This is a genomic window from Nitrobacter winogradskyi Nb-255, assembly GCF_000012725.1.
GTDB classification, from domain to species: domain Bacteria; phylum Pseudomonadota; class Alphaproteobacteria; order Rhizobiales; family Xanthobacteraceae; genus Nitrobacter; species Nitrobacter winogradskyi.
On record NC_007406.1, the window covers coordinates 1,145,088 to 1,158,730 of the forward strand.

The following is a 13,643-nucleotide window of genomic DNA, read 5'->3' on the forward strand; positions in this document are numbered from 1 at the left end:
GCCATTCTCTCAAACTTGTCATGCCTTCCTTAACGCTCCGGTAACCACGATAGGGGACCAATGGGTGACCGCCGCCCGCAGGAACTGTCATGATCTCACGCGAACAACGCACGCCGCTCTCGGAATGGTGGTGGACCGTGGATCGGCTGCTGCTGGCGGCGATGGTGCTGTTGATGCTCACCGGCGTGGTGCTGTCGCTGGCGGCGAGCCCGTCGGTCGCGACCCGGATCGGGCTTGATCCGTTTCATTTCTTCCATCGTCATGTGATGTTTCTGCTGCCGTCGATTATTGTGATGGTTGGCGTGTCGTTCCTGTCGCCGCGCCTGATCCGCCGCTCCGCGCTGATCGTTTTCGCGATCAGCATCGTTCTGATCGTGGCCACGCTCGGATTAGGTCCGGAGGTCAAGGGCGCGAAACGCTGGATCACGATCCTCGGCGTCAACATCCAGGCTTCGGAGTCCGCGAAACCCGCCTTCGTCGTGCTGGCGGCCTGGCTGTTTTCGGAATCCGCGCGCAAGCCGGAGATGCCGGCCACCTCGATGGCGCTTGCGCTGCTGCTGAGTCTGGTGGCGCTGCTGGTGATGGAGCCCGATTTCGGTCAGACCATGCTGATCCTGACGGTGTGGGGCGCGCTGTTCTTCATTGCCGGGATGCGCATCATCTGGGTGTTCGGGCTCGCGGGAACGGCGATGGCGGGTTTGTTCGCCGCCTACATGACGGTGCCGCACGTCGCGGCCCGTATCAGGCGCTTCATGGATCCGGCCTCCGGCGACACCTTCCAGGTCGATACGGCGATGGAGGCTTTCGCCAATGGCGGCTGGTTCGGACTCGGCCCCGGCGAAGGCGTCGCCAAGCGGAGTCTCCCCGACAGTCACACCGATTTCGTGTTCGCCGTGGGGGCGGAAGAGTTCGGCATCATCATGTGCCTCGGGCTGCTGACGCTGTTCACCTTCATCGTCATGCGCACGCTGTCGCGCGCCTACGCCTCCGAAGATTTGTTCTCGCGTTTCGCCGCGTCGGGGCTCGCGATCATGTTCGGAATGCAGGCGGCCATCAACATGGCGGTCAACCTGCATCTGATTCCCGCCAAGGGCATGACGCTGCCGTTCATTTCCTATGGGGGCTCGTCGATGGTCTCGCTCGCCTATGGAGCGGGCTTGATGCTGGCGCTGACGCGCGAGCGGCCGCGCACCGAGATGGAATCGATCGAGGAGAGCGCCGTCGCTGCGCGTTATGCGTAATACATGCACGATCATGACGAGGATCATTTCGTCTGGACATCGAAGTCCATGACCACCGCACCGCTTATCCTTCTCGCCGCCGGCGGAACGGGGGGACACCTGTTTCCCGCCGAGGCGCTCGGCGTCGAACTGATGAAGCGCGGCTTGCGCGTGCGGCTGGTGACGGACTCGCGCGCGTTGCGCTATAGCGGACTGTTCTCGAAAGACCTCACCGACGTGGTTCCGAGCGAGACCGTGCGCGGCCGTTCTCCATGGGCGCTGGCGCGCACCGGCCTGATGCTCGCGGCCGGCACAGCCGTCGCTCTCAACCTGATGCGCGTTCTGAAGCCCGCCGCCGTGGTCGGATTCGGCGGCTACCCGACTTTGCCACCGCTGATCGCGGCGCGCCTCAGGGGCATCCCGACCGTGATCCATGATTCCAACGCCGTCATGGGCCGCGCCAACAGCTTCCTGTCGAAGCGTGTCAACGCCATCGCCACCTCGCTGCCCGGCGTGCTGGACAAGAAGCCATCGCTGGCCGGCAAGATAACAACCACCGGAACGCCGATGCGGCCTGCTATTCTCGCGGCCGCCGCCGTGCCGTTCGCGACGCCAGGCTTGGGCGATCCCTTGCGTGTTCTCGTGGTCGGGGGCAGCCAGGGTGCGCGCGTCATGAGCGACATCGTGCCTGGCGCGATTGAAAGACTCGAACCGGCGCTGCGGCAGCGATTGATCCTGACGCAGCAGGTGCGCGACGAAGATATGGCGCGGGTGCGCGGGTTCTATGACCGGCTGGAGATCAAAGCCGAACTCGCTCCCTTCTTCGCCGATCTCCCGGCGCGGCTGGCGTCGAACCACATCATCATATCCCGCTCGGGGGCGGGTACGGTGGCTGAACTCGGTGCGATCGGCCGTCCGTCGATCCTTGTCCCCCTGCCGGGTGCGATCGATCAGGATCAGTTCGCCAATGCCGGCGTGCTGGCTGACGTCGGCGGCGCGATCCGCATCGTGCAACCTGATTTCACTCCTGACCGGCTCGCGGCGGAATTATCCGCGCTGGCGGCCGGCCCGGCGCGGCTCGCGGCGATGGCGACGGCGGCGCGCACCGTGGGCCGTCTCGACGCCGCCGGGCGGCTGGCGGATCTGGTCATGCGCGTGGCGCGAACCGGCGCCTGATCGCTTGATGCAGACGCGCGCGGAAAACCGCTACACACTTTTCCTCATCCCGCTCTATAAGGCCAGGCACGGCTAGCGGGAATCACTCGGACGAGAGACGGACATGAGACTGCCGCGCGAAATCGGCCCCATCCACTTCGTCGGCATCGGCGGCATCGGCATGAGCGGCATCGCCGAGGTGCTGTGCAACCTTGGCTACACGGTGCAGGGCTCGGATGCTTCCGAGGGCGCCAACGTGGTGCGGCTGCGCGAGAAGGGCGTCAAGGTCACGGTCGGCCACAAGGCCGGGAATGTGAACGGCGCGGATGTGCTGGTCGTTTCAACCGCGATCAAGCGCGACAATCCCGAACTGATGGCGGCGCGCGCCCAGCGCATTCCGGTGGTGCGCCGCGCGGAAATGCTGGCGGAACTGATGCGGCTGAAAAGCTGTGTCGCGATCGCCGGGACACACGGCAAGACCACCACGACCTCCATGGTTGCGACGCTGCTCGACGCGGGCGATTTCGATCCCACGGTCATCAATGGCGGGATCATCAACGCCTACGGCACCAACGCGCGTCTGGGGGCCGGTGAGTGGATGGTGGTGGAAGCGGACGAGAGCGACGGCACCTTCCTCAAGCTGCCGACCGATGTCGCCATCGTCACCAACGTCGACGCCGAGCATCTCGACCACTTCAAGACGTTCGACGCCGTGCAGGACGCGTTCCGTTCGTTCGTGGAAAACGTGCCGTTCTACGGCTTCGCGGTGATGTGCATCGATCATCCGGTGGTGCAGGCCATGGTCGGCAGGATCGAGGATCGGCGTATCATCACTTACGGACAGAATCCGCAGGCCGATGTCAGGCTGGTCGATCTCGCGCCGAACGGTGGCGGCTCGCATTTCAAGGTCATGTTCCGCAACCGCAAGACCGACGCCGCGCATGAAATCTCCGATCTGGTGCTGCCGATGCCGGGTCCGCATAACGCGCTCAACGCCACGGCGGCGATCGCGGTGGCGCATGAACTGGGCATTACCGACGCGACCATCCGCAAGGCGCTCGCGGCCTTCGGCGGTGTCAAGCGCCGCTTCACCAGAACTGGCGAGTGGAACGGCGTCACCGTCATCGACGACTACGGCCATCATCCGGTCGAGATCGCGGCGGTGCTGAAGGCGGCGCGTGAGTCCACCGACGGCAGGGTCATCGCGGTGGTGCAGCCGCATCGCTATACGCGGCTGCAAGCACTATTCGAGGAGTTCTGCACCTGCTTCAACGACGCCGACACCGTAGTCGTCGCGGATGTCTATCCGGCGGGAGAGACGCCGATCGTGGGCATCGATCGCGATCACTTCGTGCTCGGCCTGCGCGCCCACGGTCACCGCGAGGTGGTGCCGCTGCCGGAATCCGCGGCGCTCGCGGGTATAATTGCGGATCTTGCGAAGCAGGGAGACTACGTGGTGTGCCTCGGCGCCGGCAACATCACGCAATGGGCCTATGCGTTGCCGGGCGAATTGAAGGCGCTGGGATGAGGAGATCAGACGATCGTCGGATACAAATCGTCCCATTCGGGATTCACCGCGACAATTGTCCGGACTTTCCAGGTACGGGGCCAGTGCTTGATGTTGTGTTCTCTCTGAATGGCGTTGCGGATATCGTCGAAGGTTTCGAAATAAACCAGTCGCTTCAGACAGTGCCGCTTGGTGAATCCAGCAACGAATCCGGACCGGTGTTCGAAGACGCGCCGAACGAGATCATTCGTCACGCCGACATAAAGAATGCCGTTCGGCCGATTGGTCAGGAAATAAACGTATCCGCCTTTCATGCAGGAATTCTGCAAGACGTGGATGGCCGGGACAAGCCCGGCCATGACGCGTTGAGAAGCAAGGCTTCCATCCGATACCTGCGTTCCACCGATCCGAAAGGCAACCTACACGTTCGTCATGGCCGGGCTTGTCCCGGCCATCCACGTCTTTTGAGTTATTAAGTCGGTAGGTGGTTTCAATGACCTTCCCCGACATCGTTCCGGAACTGAAATCGCGAATGCCGGACTTGCGCGGGCGGCTGCTGGCGAACGAGTCGCTGGCGCCGTTGACCTGGTTTCGCGTCGGTGGTCCGGCGCAGGCGTTGTTCACGCCGGCTGATGAGGATGACCTTGCTTATTTTCTGAGCCATCTGCCGGAGGAAATACCGGTCTGCTGCATCGGCGTGGGCTCCAACCTGATCGTGCGCGATCGCGGGCTGCCCGGCGTGGTGATTCGCCTGCCGCCACGCGGCTTCGGCGAGATCACGATCGATGGCGATGCCGTGCACGCCGGCGCCGCCGCGCTTGACAAGCGTGTCGCGGAAGCGGCCGCTGCTGCCAGCATCAGCGGGCTTGAATTCTACTTCGGCATTCCCGGCACCATCGGCGGCGCGCTACGTATGAACGCAGGCGCCAACGGCAGCGAAACCAGGGATGTTCTCGTCGAAGCCCGCGCGCTCAGCCGCCGTGGCGAAAGGATGACCTTCGACAATTTCGCCATGGCGTTTGACTATCGCAGCAGCGGAATAGATCCCTCCGTCATCTTCACCGGCGCGATGTTTCGTGGCCGTATCGCCGAGCCGCAAGCGATCCGTGCGCGCATGAACGAGGTGCAGGCTCATCGCGAGACGGTGCAGCCGATCCGCGAAAAGACCGGTGGCTCGACGTTCAAGAATCCGCCAGGTCAGAGCGCGTGGAAACTGATCGATGCCGCCGGGATGCGCGGTCATCGCGTCGGCGGCGCGCAGGTGTCGGACATGCACTGCAATTTTCTCATCAACACCGGAGAGGCAACCGCGCGCGACATCGAAACCCTGGGGGAGAGCGTACGCGAGCGGGTAAAACGGCATTCCGGTGTCGATCTGCAATGGGAAATCAAACGGATCGGATTGGGATAGGGCTCATGCGCATCACCATTCTGTTCGGCGGCAGCAACAAGGAGCGTCTGGTTTCAGTCGCGAGCGCGCAGGCGCTCCATCACGCATTGCCGGAGGCCGATCTGTGGTTCTGGAACCTTCGCGATGAAATCGTCGACGTGCGATCCGAAACGCTGCGGGATCATGCGCGGCCGTTCGAGGACGAGTTCGTTCCCGGCGGATCAGGCGCGCCGCTGGAGCGGGCGCTGGACAGGGCCAGGGCGGAGGATCGCGTGCTGGTGCTCGGCCTCCACGGAGGCCGCGCCGAGAACGGTGAACTTCAGGCGATGTGCGAGCTTCGCCGAATTCCTTTCACGGGATCGGGTTCGGCCGCCTCGCATCTTGCGTTCGACAAGGTGGCGGCCAAGCGGTTCGTGGCCTCGGCCGGGGTCCCCACGCCGGCGCACGTCTTGCTGGAGGACATTGACCACGCGCTGGCCGAACACGGCCGGCTGGTTGCCAAGCCCGCATGCGACGGATCGAGCTATGGCCTGATCTTCGTCAACGCGCCGCAGGATATCGTCACCGTCCGCGAGGCGGCGAAGACCGAGGACTATGTGATCGAACCTTTCGTGTCTGGCGTCGAGGCGACCTGCGGCGTGCTGGAGCATTCCGACGGCTCGGTCGTCGCGCTTCCGCCGGTCGAGATCGTGCCGGCCGAGGGCGCGTTCGATTACGCCGCGAAGTATCTGGCGAAGACGACGCAGGAGATCTGTCCGGGACGTTTTTCGCCGGAGATCGCCGCGCAGATCATGGATCACTCGCTGCGGGCGCATCGCGCGTTGTCCTGCCGCGGCTATTCCCGCACCGACTTTATCGTGACAGGCAATGGACCGATCTATCTGGAAACCAACACCCTGCCGGGCCTGACCGCGGCCTCGCTTTACCCCAAGGCGCTTCATGCGCAGGGGGTCGGGTTCGCTGATTTTCTGCGCGACCAGATCGTGCTCGCCGAAAAGGCCGTCCGTCCGAACCTCTAGCGGTTTCTTGGGACGCGGGAACCGGTTCGCCCCCGGCGGGAACCTGCCGGAGCCCCTCGGGTCCATCCGGCAGGTTGGCCCGAAAGTCGCAAGACATTCTTTTATCGCGCAAAAATGCGGTCTGTCCGCACCGCATTTACCTTTTGTTTACCAGCACGCCCCAAGGTTAACACTTGGCGGCGCGTGTGGCGTTTGGCTGCCGGGGCGCGACTGTTGCGGAACTTCCGCTTCCGACCGCATCGAGGGAACAGCGGACCTGCCGGAGGTCGGCGCCCCGCCCGGTATTCGCCGGGACGTTGTGCGTGCTCGCAAGGTTATTCGAGGTTCCTGCGTTCAGCGCCGCGGTTGGGGCGGGGCGGGGCGAAACGGTGACGAGCGCGCGCGATGAATGGTGGAGGACGCCTCGATCGGTCGTTGAGATTGCCGGGGTACAAGTCTGTCCTGTTGAGGGCGTCCGACCTGCTGAAGCAGGCCAACCTGCTCAGGTGGGCCGCCAGCGGCGCAGCCATCCTGTTGCGCGAACAGATCGACAAGCTGAAGCGCGCACGGGCGGAACGTCTGGACGCGCGCGCCAGAAATCCCAATCGTGCGATCGCCTTTATTGAACGCTACGTCCCGCGCCGGCTTGGCGCGATCATGACCGTCGTCGTGGTCGGCGGCAGCGCCGTGCTCGGCGTGGTGGCGGGCGGCCATGTCGATGAAGCCGTCGCGGCCCTGGACGACACGCGCAATGCGCTTGCCAACGCCGCGGGCTTCCGGATCACGTCCGTCACCGTCAATGGCCGCACGCAGTTGACGCAGGAGGAAGTGTTGGCCGCGGGCGGCGTCAACGGCCGTTCATCGCTGCTGTTCCTCGATGCCGCCGGCGTGCGCGACAGCCTGAAAGCCAATCCGTGGATCGCGGATGCAACGGTGCTGAAGCTCTACCCGGGCGCGCTCCAGATCGACATCACCGAGCGTCTTCCCTTCGCGCTGTGGCAGGAGAACGGCAAGCTCGCGGTGATAGCAGCCGACGGAATCGTGCTCACGCCACACGTCTCGCAACGCTTCGCGACACTGCCGCTCGTGGTCGGCAAGGGGGCGGAAACTCGCGCCAGGGATTTCCTCGCGCTGGTTGCGAACTATCCGGTGGTGAACAGCCAGCTCAAGGCCGCGATCTTCGTCGGCGAGCGACGCTGGAATCTGCGCCTCAAGGACGGACTCGACATCAGGCTTCCGGAGAACGACGTCGGCCGCGCGCTCGCCGCGCTGGTGAAGTACGACAGGGAGAACAAGCTGCTGTCGCGGGACATCACCGCAATCGACATGCGTTTTCCCGATCGCCTGACCGTGCGGCTCTCGGAAGAGGCCGCGAAGGCGCGCGAAGAGCAGCTCAAGAAGTCCAGCAAGAAGGCCGGCAGCGCATGACCAGCCTCGATTGCGGCCAGACCCCGAAAATGCGGCCCATGCAGCGCAACCGCAGCGCGCTGGTGGCGTCGCTGGACATTGGCACCAGCAAGATCGCCTGCATGATCGCAAGGCTGCGGCCGAGTGCGCCGAACGATGCGTTGCGCGGACGAACCCACGCGGTGGAACTGATCGGCTACAGCCAGATTCAATCGCGCGGCATGAAGGCCGGCGCCGTGACCGATCTCGCCCAGTGCGAGCAGGCGGTTCGCCAGGCTGTATCGCTGGCCGAGCAGATGGCGAAGGTCCGGGTCGAATCCGTGCTGTTGCCGGTATCGGCCGGGCGGTTGCAAGGCCAGTTGATCGAAGCGGCCTCCCACATTCAGGGCGGCGCGGTCACGCCGTCCGATATCAGCCGGGTCACGTCGACCGGAATGCATCACGCCACGGCGTCCGGACGCACCGTGCTTCATGCGCTGCCCGCCGGCTATTCGCTCGACGGCGTGAAGGGTATCCGCGACCCCCGTGGCATGGTGGCGCGCCGGTTCGGCGTCGACATGAACGTCGTGACCACGGAAGCGACGGTTGCGAAAAACCTGATGCTGGCGGTGGAGCGCTGCCATCTCACCGTCGAAGCGATGGCTGCCAGTCCCTATGTGGCCGGCCTGTCGGTGTTGACCGACGACGAGGTCGATCTCGGCGCCGCGGTCGTGGAGATGGGCGCGGGAACCACCACCATCGCGGTCTATTCAGCGGGACGCTTTATTTATGCGAGCGGTTTCGCCATCGGCGGACATCACGTCACCATGGATCTTGCCCGCGGATTGGGCGCGTGCATTGCGGATGCCGAGCGAATCAAGACGTTATATGGCACGGTGCTGACGGGTGGCTCGGATGTTCGCGAGCTGATGACGGTTCCCGCGGCCGGAGACAGTGACTGTGACGCGCCTCAGGTCGTGTCACGCGCGACCATCGCCAACATCGTTCGTCAGCGTGTCGAGGAGATTTTTGAGATGGTCAGGGACCGGCTCGCGGATTCCCCATTTGCTGCCGAGCCGCGCGCGCGCGTCGTGCTGAGCGGCGGGGCGTCGCAGTTGACCGGCGTTCCCGAACTCGCCTCGCGTGTTCTCGGCCGTCCGGTCCGCATCGGCCGCCCCCTTGGCTTCGGCCGCCTGCCCAACGAGGCCAAGAGCGCTTCGTTCTCCGTCCCCACCGGGCTGCTGGTGTACCCGCAATACGCACATCTGGAACATGTTGAGCCGCGGCGCACGCGGCAGGTTCGCACCGGGACGGACGGCTATTTCGGAAAGGTCGGACGATGGCTCCGGGAGGGCTTCTGATGAACTTTCCGCCGAATTGCAGATTCCCATCAACTCCGCGGTCGACGACCGCCGGCATAGCGACACCGCGCGTGTAATCGAGAGGCAACCATGACCATCAATCTCAACGTTCCCGATATTCACGAGCTGAAGCCGCGGATCACTGTGTTCGGCGTTGGCGGCGCGGGCGGCAACGCGGTCAACAACATGATCACGGCCGGGCTGGTCGGGGTCGATTTCGTGGTGGCCAATACCGACGCCCAGGCGCTGACCATGTCCAAGGCGCAGCGTATCATCCAGATGGGCACCCAGGTCACCCAGGGCCTCGGCGCGGGCTCGCAGCCCGATGTCGGCGCTGCCGCGGCGGAAGAGGTCATCGACGAAATTCGCGACCATCTCTCGGGCGCGAATATGGTGTTCGTCACGGCCGGAATGGGCGGCGGCACCGGCACCGGCGCCGCGCCCGTCATCGCCAAGGCCGCGCGCGAAATGGGGATTCTGACCGTCGGCGTCGTCACCAAGCCGTTCCACTTCGAGGGTCAACGGCGCATGCGCACCGCCGACTCAGGGATTGGTGAGCTGCACAAGGTGGTCGACACGCTTCTGATCATTCCCAATCAGAACCTGTTCCGGGTCGCGAACGAGAAGACCACCTTCGCCGACGCCTTCGCGATGGCCGATCAGGTGCTTTATTCGGGAGTCGCCTGCATCACCGATCTCATGGTGAAGGAAGGCTTGATCAACCTCGACTTCGCCGACGTCCGCGCCGTGATGCGCGAGATGGGCAAGGCGATGATGGGCACCGGGGAGGCTTCCGGCGAGAAGCGCGCGCTCACCGCCGCCGAAGCCGCGATCGCCAATCCGCTGATCGACGATAGTTCGATGAAGGGTGCCAAGGGGCTGCTGATTTCGATCACCGGCGGCAAGGATCTCACGCTGTTCGAGGTCGACGAAGCCGCCACGCGGATTCGCGAGGAAGTTGATCAGGACGCCAACATCATCGTCGGCGCCACCTTCGATGAAAGCCTCGACGGCATCATCAGGGTATCGGTGGTCGCGACCGGCATCGACCAGAGCACGATCGCGCGTACCGCGGCCACACCGGCAATGAAGTCCGGATCCGCGACGCCTGATCCGCGCGCGGCCGAACTGTCCGCGAAGCTTCGCGAGGACAACAAGCGTGCTTCCGCCAACCTCGCCCAGAAGCCCGCCGAGCCCCGGCCTGCCGTGCAGCCGGCTCAGGCTCAGGTCCAAGCTCCAGTCCAGGCCGCTCAGCCCGCCGCCAATGTCGATCGGGCGGCACTGGAGGCGATTGCCGCGGCGGTCGCCGAGCCCGCGCCGCCGCCCCCGCCGGCCGCCGCTCCGGCTCCCGTGCAGCCGGCCTCCTATGGCGACGTCACCGTTCGGCCGATCGCGCAAAAGCCGACGCTGTTCCCGGATCACGATCCCGCGCCGCGCGAGCAGCAGGAGCCGCCGGTGCCGGATACCTTCATCCCGCAGCCGGCGGAGCGCGCTCCGCTCCGTGCGCCACGGATGCCGAGGATGGAGGAGCTTCCGATGCCGGCGCAAAATGAAATCCGTCAGGCTCGTGGCGAGGTCGAGGAAGAGCATCCGCAGAAGAGCCGGCTGTCACTGCTGCAGCGTCTCGCCAATGTGGGCCTCGGCCGGCGCGATCAGGAAGCCGAGCCGCCGATCGCGGGTCGCGACGCCGGACCGGCCATGGCCCAGATGCCCCCATTGCCGGAGCGTCGCCCGCAGCGCAGCGTCGCCGAGCAGATGGGCAACGACCCGGTATCAGAGTACGCGCGCCGGCCGCCGCCGAAGGGCCTCGACGCTCACGGCCGTCCGTCGCCCGTCGCGCCCGCCCCGCAGGGTGACGATCATCTCGATATCCCCGCTTTTCTTCGCCGTCAGGCAAACTGAAAGCCTGTAACAAACTGAAGCTGTAAGGGCTCCGTCATTTGCAGGCGGAGCCCTTTTTCCTATCATCCTGTTTCTTTATTTTTTCGGGCATTACTCTGATATTTCATGAAAAATTAATTTTATCAAGGTCCGCTGCAGGGTCACGTTCATGCGGCATATTTGGTCACGAGGCGGCGTGATTGCGGCGGAGATGGGGTAACAATTGGTAAAGAAGCGTGAGTTGCGCGCTTTGGGACTGCCGGTATGTTTTAGGCGTGACTTTGGGGATCACGAATCGATTCGCAGCCTTTCAGGCGAGAATTCGGCGTTCGGGATAAGTCACTTGGGCCAGGCTTTATGAGATTCAATCGCCAGACGACGCTGCGTTCGCGAGCCACCGTGACGGGTGTCGGCGTTCATTCCGGATTACCGGCCAACCTGACTCTAGGGCCTGCGTCGATCGATGCGGGTTTTGTTTTTATCCGCACCTCTCCCGATGGAACCGAACGCCGGGTACAGGCCGCCGCGAAATCCGTGACATCGACCAATTTTGCCACGGTCCTGGGCGATCAGCAAGGCTCTCTCGTCTCCACCGCCGAACACGTTCTTGCTGCGTTGCGTGGCCTTGGCGTCGACAACGCCACCATCGAACTCGACGGACCTGAAGTGCCGATTATGGATGGCAGTTCGGCTGCCTTCGTCGCCGCGATCGACCAGGCCGGGATTGTCGAGCAGTCGGCGGCGCGCCGCTTCATCCAGGTTTTGAAACCGGTCCGGGTCACGAAGGGCGAGGCGGTCGGCGAATTGCGACCGTACAAGCGCGGCTTTCGCGTCGAGGTCGAGATTGATTTCGCCAATCCGGTGATCGGCCATCAGGACTATTCCATCGATCTTGATCCCGAGAGCTTTCGTCGTGAAATCAGCCGGGCGAGAACCTTCGGTTGCATGAACGATGTGGCAAGGCTCCGAAGCGCGGGTTTCGCGCTGGGTGCGTCATTGGAAAACTCGATGGTGTTCGATGACGAGCGCCTGTTGAATGCCGGTGGCCTGCGCTACGCCGACGAGTGCGTACGACACAAGGTTCTCGATGCGATCGGCGATCTGGCGCTCGCCGGGTTGCCGCTGATCGGCGGCTATCGCTCGGCGCGCGGCGGGCACAAGCTCAACCACGCGGTGCTGACGGCTTTGATGGCCGACCGGACCGCATGGCGGGTAGTTGAGGATCAGCCGGTTTCGCGTCCGCGCAGTCAGGGCGAACTGGTCGGCGGAATGGTGGGCGGCATGGCTGCAGCCTATGGTCCCAACGTGTCCTGATCCTCACCGGGTCTCGCACTGTTCGAGTCTCGCACCTTTTAAGCCGTTCTGCTGCGTATGCGCGCCGATCCGTGTTTGTGCCGTGGCGGCTTGCAGGGGCCAAGCCTTCTGGCACCGCAAGCATTACCGGATCGTGGTCGTCGTTCTGCCTTAATCCCGGCGAAATACCTGCTTACCCCGTTGGTGAACGGCTGCTTGTGGGCTAAACGGGCGGGTGCAAGGTGCGCGTTCCCGTTTGCTGTAGCGTTTTCGGAACGAACCATGTCCTCGGGCGTGGCACGCTTACAGTGACTTTTCGCGGTGAGAGAGCATCTGTTGCGTTTTCGAGCGAACCGGATTCCACTTACCCGGAAAATGCTCTAAAACCAATGTCTTGAGCTTCGCTTCTGATTCAATCAGAAATGAGAACTGCTCCACTGCCTGGATCGCCGGATGACGGACCTCGGATTTTCACCAATGGTGGCTAAGCATATGGCGCTCGGACGGCGCGTTTTCATGGACCGCGCCTCTCTCGGGCGGCTTGGCCGGAAACTGCGGCTCGCCGCCTGTCTTGCACTCGCCGCCGTGACCGTTGCCGCGTGCGGGACCGGGCCGCTCCTGGACAAGTTCACGGCGAAGGACGAAGAGACCTTCAGCGACGAACCGGCGGACAAGCTCTACAATGAGGGCTTGTTCCTCATGAACAAACAGCGCGATCTCAAGGCGGTCACGAAGAAGTTCGACGAGGTCGACCGCGAACACCCGTATTCGGAGTGGGCGCGGAAGTCGCTGCTGATGTCGGCCTACGCATCTTATCAGGCCGGCGATTACGACACCTGCATCGGCTCCGCGTCGCGCTACGTGACGCTCCATCCGGGCAGTCCGGACGCCGCCTATGCGCAGTATTTGATTGCCGTCTCTAATTACGATCAGATCGCCGATGTCTCGCGCGACCAGGCTCGTACCGAGAAGGCGATGCGCACCCTGGAAGAGGTGATCCGGAAATATCCGACGTCCGAATACGCCGGTGAAGCCAAGAAGAAGCTTCAGGGCGCGCGCGATCAGCTCGCCGGCAAGGAAATGGCGGTCGGCCGCTACTACATGGAGCGGCGTGACTATACCGGCGCGATCAACCGCTTCAAGACGGTGGTGACGCGCTTCCAGACCACGCGGCACGTCGAGGAGGCGCTGGCGCGGCTGACCGAGGCCTACATGGCGATTGGAATCGTTGCCGAGGCGCAGACCGCCGCGGCCGTGCTTGGCCATAATTTCCCTGACAGCCACTGGTACAAGGACGCCTACAATCTCGTGACCTCGGGTGGAAGCCAGCCCAGCGAGAACAAGAGTTCGTGGATCAGCAAGGCGTTCAGGAAGGTGGGCCTTGGCTAGAGCATGATCCCGATTTTCGGATAAGATCATGCACAGTCACAAGGATGGGGCTGGAGTCCGGTT

At 63.8% G+C, this 13,643-nt stretch carries 11 protein-coding genes; 10 read left to right on the forward strand and 1 reads right to left on the reverse strand.

Annotated elements, in window-relative coordinates; all coding sequences use genetic code 11:
- Nucleotides 1-89 precede the first annotated feature (89 nt).
- The 3 genes from ftsW (at nucleotide 90) to murC (ending at nucleotide 3,903) form a co-directional block, all read left to right on the forward strand.
- Nucleotides 90-1,241: a putative lipid II flippase FtsW gene (gene ftsW / locus NWI_RS05415; RefSeq protein WP_011314346.1), complete on the forward strand. Its 1,152-nt coding sequence runs from the start codon at nucleotides 90-92 to the stop codon at nucleotides 1,239-1,241.
- Between the two features lie 48 nt (nucleotides 1,242-1,289).
- Nucleotides 1,290-2,396, forward strand: coding sequence for a UDP-N-acetylglucosamine--N-acetylmuramyl-(pentapeptide) pyrophosphoryl-undecaprenol N-acetylglucosamine transferase (locus NWI_RS05420; protein WP_041345416.1), 1,107 nt, complete (start codon nucleotides 1,290-1,292; stop codon nucleotides 2,394-2,396).
- 103 nt (nucleotides 2,397-2,499) lie between these two features.
- Nucleotides 2,500-3,903, forward strand: a complete 1,404-nt coding sequence (gene murC, locus NWI_RS05425; protein ID WP_011314348.1) for a UDP-N-acetylmuramate--L-alanine ligase — start codon at nucleotides 2,500-2,502, stop codon at nucleotides 3,901-3,903.
- A 5-nt stretch (nucleotides 3,904-3,908) separates the two neighbouring features.
- Here the strand turns inward: murC and NWI_RS05430 are convergent, their stop codons facing one another.
- Nucleotides 3,909-4,241, reverse strand: a complete 333-nt coding sequence (locus tag NWI_RS05430) for a GIY-YIG nuclease family protein (protein WP_011314349.1) — start codon at nucleotides 4,239-4,241, stop codon at nucleotides 3,909-3,911.
- 134 nt (nucleotides 4,242-4,375) lie between these two features.
- Here NWI_RS05430 and murB point away from each other — a divergent pair, with 134 nt between their 5' ends.
- The 7 genes from murB (at nucleotide 4,376) to NWI_RS05465 (ending at nucleotide 13,580) form a co-directional block, all read left to right on the forward strand.
- Complete coding sequence (gene murB / locus NWI_RS05435) at nucleotides 4,376-5,293, forward strand: UDP-N-acetylmuramate dehydrogenase (protein ID WP_011314350.1); 918 nt, start codon at nucleotides 4,376-4,378, stop codon at nucleotides 5,291-5,293.
- Nucleotides 5,294-5,298: 5 nt separating this feature from the next.
- Complete coding sequence (locus NWI_RS05440) at nucleotides 5,299-6,291, forward strand: D-alanine--D-alanine ligase family protein (protein WP_011314351.1); 993 nt, start codon at nucleotides 5,299-5,301, stop codon at nucleotides 6,289-6,291.
- A 384-nt stretch (nucleotides 6,292-6,675) separates the two neighbouring features.
- The gene (locus NWI_RS05445) at nucleotides 6,676-7,698 is read left to right on the forward strand and encodes a cell division protein FtsQ/DivIB (protein WP_011314352.1); all 1,023 of its coding nucleotides are present in this window, start codon (nucleotides 6,676-6,678) and stop codon (nucleotides 7,696-7,698) included.
- A complete protein-coding gene (ftsA, locus tag NWI_RS05450) occupies nucleotides 7,695-9,017 on the forward strand; it encodes a cell division protein FtsA (RefSeq protein ID WP_011314353.1) in 1,323 nt (440 codons plus the stop codon). The genes NWI_RS05445 and ftsA overlap by 4 nt, the downstream gene beginning before the upstream one ends.
- Before the next feature lie 90 nt (nucleotides 9,018-9,107).
- Nucleotides 9,108-10,919: a cell division protein FtsZ gene (gene ftsZ, locus NWI_RS05455; RefSeq protein WP_011314354.1), complete on the forward strand. Its 1,812-nt coding sequence runs from the start codon at nucleotides 9,108-9,110 to the stop codon at nucleotides 10,917-10,919.
- Between the two features lie 336 nt (nucleotides 10,920-11,255).
- Nucleotides 11,256-12,212, forward strand: coding sequence for a UDP-3-O-acyl-N-acetylglucosamine deacetylase (gene lpxC, locus NWI_RS05460; protein ID WP_011314355.1), 957 nt, complete (start codon nucleotides 11,256-11,258; stop codon nucleotides 12,210-12,212).
- A 471-nt stretch (nucleotides 12,213-12,683) separates the two neighbouring features.
- On the forward strand, nucleotides 12,684-13,580 hold the full coding sequence (locus NWI_RS05465; protein WP_011314356.1) for an outer membrane protein assembly factor BamD: 897 nt from the start codon (nucleotides 12,684-12,686) through the stop codon (nucleotides 13,578-13,580).
- Nucleotides 13,581-13,643: the final 63 nt, after the last annotated feature.